Origin of the sequence: Barnesiella sp. (genome assembly GCF_022723415.1) — a bacterium.
GTDB lineage: Bacteria > Bacteroidota > Bacteroidia > Bacteroidales > Barnesiellaceae > Barnesiella > Barnesiella intestinihominis.
Genome location: NZ_JAIJHU010000110.1, coordinates 1 through 2692, shown reverse-complemented (window position 1 = coordinate 2692; position 2692 = coordinate 1). Strand labels below are relative to the sequence as shown.

The 2692-nt window shown below is 45.5% G+C and carries 3 protein-coding genes; 2 read left to right on the top strand and 1 reads right to left on the bottom strand.

Annotated features, from left to right (window positions below):
* Positions 1-62 precede the first annotated feature (62 nt).
* Together QVD32_RS12775 and QVD32_RS12770 are read left to right on the top strand one after the other, a co-directional pair.
* Positions 63-773: a hypothetical protein gene (locus QVD32_RS12775; RefSeq protein WP_287710327.1), complete on the top strand. Its 711-nt coding sequence runs from the start codon at positions 63-65 to the stop codon at positions 771-773.
* 357 nt (positions 774-1130) lie between these two features.
* Entirely contained in the window at positions 1131-2456 is a 1326-nt protein-coding gene (locus QVD32_RS12770) for a nucleotide sugar dehydrogenase (protein ID WP_287710326.1), read from the top strand.
* Here the strand turns inward: QVD32_RS12770 and QVD32_RS12765 are convergent.
* Positions 2453-2692: N-acetylmuramoyl-L-alanine amidase (locus QVD32_RS12765; protein WP_287710325.1), on the bottom strand; the 240-nt coding region annotated here is incomplete at its 5' end. The two genes, QVD32_RS12770 and QVD32_RS12765, sit on opposite strands and share 4 nt — an antisense overlap.

Sequence of the window (2692 nt, the reverse complement as noted above, 5' to 3'; positions counted from 1 at the left end):
CTATCCTTCGCAAGGATAAGGAAGAGCTGACGACAGCCAAGGCTAAGCTCAGGAGCCTGAAGGTGAAGCGAAAAACAGCTCGCCACAATCTCGACGAGTTGTTGGGTAATGCACGCAGCAGCGTAGCAGGTGCCATAGAAGACTTGAACTATCAGAAAGGACAGTTGAATGGCGAGCTGCAACAATTTTATACGATGCTGGAACTGGCAGAGAAATACGAGCAGTTGACAGCCCAGAAGACACAGCTTGAAGCAGAGATGGAGAAGAACAAAAGCTATATCCATGCAAAGCATTCGAAGCAAGAAAATCGCCGCTCTGAAGTCATGAAAAAGATACAGGAACATGCCGCTTATTTCCTCAATAATGATATGGACAGACAGAAAGACTTCAAGGAAGCAAGTCCATCTGATATCACGGTAGATTTCCCAAACAACATGGTGTTCTTGAAAGACCGCTATGCCAAGTACAGTGCCTCCTCCGCATTCTTCCTGAAGTTGGTGGCACGCTTCTCCCTCTTCTTTGCCTCACTGGACATCGACTGGATGCGCTATCCCCGTTTCATCTTTGCCGACAACATGGAGGATAAGGGAATAGAGGAAGATCGAGCACGGAAATTCCAAAAAACATTGATTGCCCGATTGAAGGATCGATACGATACGGATAGCTATCAAGTCATCTACACCACCTCCTATATCACAGACGATTTAGACCATAGTGAATATGTGGTAGGCGAGCATTATAATATCAATCATAAAAGCTTGAAAAACGTGTGAAAAAATGAAGCAGGCTTCGATGGGCGATGAAGTAAGCTTCGTTGGTCGATGAAATAGGCTTCGGGAAGGAATGAAGCCTATTGCGTTAAAACCAACAAAAAACATTCCCGTCCCACAAAAAAAGTTTCAGCAAGTCTTCCCCCTGCGGGTTCATCCCCGCTAAAACAACCCTGGCGAGATCTCTGATGGTCCGCCAACCAAAGAGCGAAGCGGTTAAGAGCGACAGGAGGAGCGGTTACATCTCTTGCCCTTTTGGAAAGGGCGAGGGCTTGGGAGTGGGTTAAGGATCTCCTCTTCGCAAGAGGGGGGACAGGGGAGTCGAAAAACCATTATAATTAAAACATAAAATAGAAATCTATGAACAATTTCAACGATATAAAAATAGCAGTAGCTGGAACAGGCTACGTAGGTCTGAGTATAGCAACCCTGTTATCTCAGCACCATCATGTAACAGCTGTAGATGTAATCCCAGAAAAGGTGGAGAAACTCAACAATAAGATTTCTCCCATCCAGGATGATTACATTGAGAAGTATTTGAAAGAGAAAAAACTGAATCTGATAGCAACCCTTGATGGCAAGGAAGCCTATAAGGATGCAGATTTCGTGGTGATTGCTGCACCAACCAACTACGACCCAGTAAAGAACTACTTCGATACAACCCATGTCGAAGAAGTGATTGACCTGGTATTGGAAGTGAACCCAGACGCTGTGATGGTTATTAAGAGTACTATTCCAGTGGGTTATACCCGCAGCCTTTACCTGAAGTATGCCAAGAAGGGAGTCAAGAAGTTCAATCTCCTTTTCTCTCCAGAGTTCCTTCGTGAAAGCAAGGCGCTCTACGACAACCTTTATCCAAGCCGTATCATCGTTGGCTATCCCAAGATTATCGACCGCCCTGAGTTTGCAGAGGAAAACGAAGCTATCATGAGCGTTACCGATGTCGAGGAAATGAAGGAAGCAGCCAAAACCTTTGCTGCCCTTTTGCAGGAAGGAGCCATCAAGGAAAACATCGACACGCTTTTCATGGGCATGAAGGAAGCCGAGGCTGTGAAGCTTTTTGCCAATACCTATCTGGCTTTACGTGTAAGCTACTTCAACGAGCTTGATACATACGCCGAGGTCAAAGGTCTCGATACCAAGGCCATGATCGATGGAGTAGGACTCGATCCACGTATCGGTACACACTATAACAATCCAAGCTTCGGCTATGGTGGCTATTGCTTGCCAAAAGATACCAAGCAGCTCTTGGCAAATTATGCCGATGTGCCAGAGAACCTGATTGAGGCAATCGTTGAGAGTAACCGTACACGAAAGGACTATATCGCTGATGCCGTTCTTCAGAAGGCTGGTTACTATAGCTATGCTGATGATAACAGCTATGATGCAAGCAAGGAGCATAACTGCGTGATAGGCGTATATCGTTTGACCATGAAGTCAAACTCAGACAATTTCCGTCAGAGTGCCATTCAGGGTATTATGAAACGTATCAAGGCAAAGGGCGCAGAGGTGATTATTTATGAGCCTACACTCGAAGATGGTAGTACTTTCTTCGGAAGTAAGGTTGTGAATGATATGAACATATTCAAGGCACAGAGCCATGCGATTATAGCCAACCGCTATGACCCGTGCCTTGACGATGTAGAGGATAAGGTATATACACGAGATATATTTAGGAGAGACTAAATATCCTCAATGTAACCGAAGATATGATTAGCATCCAGACAAGGACACTCCTTCGGTGTAGTGCCAGGCAAGTCACGATGCCCCACAATCTTCGCTTTCGGGAACAGTTTATGAAGCCTCGTCAAGACATCAACCATTCTTTCCGTCTGCTCAGGCGTACGAGTATCGCATGGTTTACCATGTTCATCCAAACCACCCTCATAGCAGATGCCGATAGAACAACGGTTATACGGTCT